The organism is Shewanella sp. TB7-MNA-CIBAN-0143, assembly GCF_040310065.1.
Classification (GTDB): domain Bacteria; phylum Pseudomonadota; class Gammaproteobacteria; order Enterobacterales; family Shewanellaceae; genus Shewanella.
This window is the reverse complement of sequence record NZ_JBEOPL010000052.1, coordinates 1-1,778: the sequence shown is the minus strand read 5'-3', so window position 1 is coordinate 1,778 and position 1,778 is coordinate 1. Positions and strand designations below refer to the sequence as shown.

The following is a 1,778-nucleotide window of genomic DNA, read 5'->3' as shown; positions in this document are numbered from 1 at the left end:
ATTCTAATACTAAGTCGTATCAGTAAAACCCATCTGGGTTGTATGGTTAAGCCTCACGGGTCATTAGTACAAGTTAGCTCAACGCCTCACAACGCTTACACACCTTGCCTATCAACGTAGTAGTCTCCTACGGCCCTTTAGAGAGCTTAAAGCTCTAGGGATGACTCATCTTAGGGCTCGCTTCCCGCTTAGATGCTTTCAGCGGTTATCGATTCCGAACGTAGCTACCGGGCAATGCCATTGGCATGACAACCCGAACACCAGCGGTTCGTCCACTCCGGTCCTCTCGTACTAGGAGCAGCTCCCTTCAATCATCCAACGCCCACGGCAGATAGGGACCGAACTGTCTCACGACGTTCTGAACCCAGCTCGCGTACCACTTTAAATGGCGAACAGCCATACCCTTGGGACCGACTTCAGCCCCAGGATGTGATGAGCCGACATCGAGGTGCCAAACACCGCCGTCGATATGAACTCTTGGGCGGTATCAGCCTGTTATCCCCGGAGTACCTTTTATCCGTTGAGCGATGGCCCTTCCATTCAGAACCACCGGATCACTATGACCTACTTTCGTACCTGCTCGACGTGTATGTCTCGCAGTTAAGCTGGCTTATGCCATTGCACTAACCGTACGATGTCCGACCGTACTTAGCCAACCTTCGTGCTCCTCCGTTACTCTTTGGGAGGAGACCGCCCCAGTCAAACTACCCACCAGGCACTGTCCTCAACCCCGATAAGGGGCCAGAGTTAGAACATCAAAACTACAAGGGTGGTATTTCAAGATTGACTCCACTCAGACTAGCGTCCAAGCTTCAAAGTCTCCCACCTATCCTACACATGTAGGTTCAATGTTCAGTGCCAAGCTATAGTAAAGGTTCACGGGGTCTTTCCGTCTAGCCGCGGGTATACGGCATCTTCACCGCAATTTCAACTTCACTGAGTCTCGGCTGGAGACAGCGTGGCCATCATTACGCCATTCGTGCAGGTCGGAACTTACCCGACAAGGAATTTCGCTACCTTAGGACCGTTATAGTTACGGCCGCCGTTTACCGGGGCTTCGATCATGAGCTTCTCCGAAGATAACCCAATCAATTAACCTTCCGGCACCGGGCAGGCGTCACACCGTATACGTCATCTTGCGATTTTGCACAGTGCTGTGTTTTTGATAAACAGTTGCAGCCACCTGGTATCTGCGACTCCCGTCAGCTTAGAGAGCAAGTCTCATCACCAACAAGAGCGTACCTTCTCCCGAAGTTACGGTACCATTTTGCCTAGTTCCTTCAGCCGAGTTCTCTCAAGCGCCTTGGTATTCTCTACCCGACCACCTGTGTCGGTTTGGGGTACGATTCCCGCTAACCTGAAGCTTAGAAGATTTTCCTGGAAGCATGGCATCAACTACTTCATCACCTTAGTGACTCGTCATCAGCTCTCAGCCTGTACATTAAAGTACGATTTCCCGGATTTGCCTAAGAAATCAACCTACCACCTTAAACGCGGACTACCAACGCCGCGCTAGCCTAGCCTTCTCCGTCTCTCCATCGCAGTTAGCGGAAGTACAGAAATATTAATCTGTTTCCCATCGATTACGCCTTTCGGCCTCACCTTAGGGGTCGACTCACCCTGCCCCGATTAACGTTGGACAGGAACCCTTGGTCTTCCGGCGAGGGAGTTTTTCACTCCCTTTATCGTTACTCATGTCAGCATTCGCACTTCTGATACGTCCAGTGTGGGTTACCCCTTCACCTTCAACCGCTTACAGAACGCTCCTCTACCGCGCA

The 1,778-nt window shown here is 51.4% G+C and carries 1 rRNA gene; it reads right to left on the bottom strand.

Features of this window, described 5'->3' with window-relative positions:
- Window positions 1-42: 42 nt before the first annotated feature.
- Window positions 43-1,778: ribosomal RNA gene (locus AAEY97_RS21070) — 23S ribosomal RNA — on the bottom strand; the annotation flags it as partial.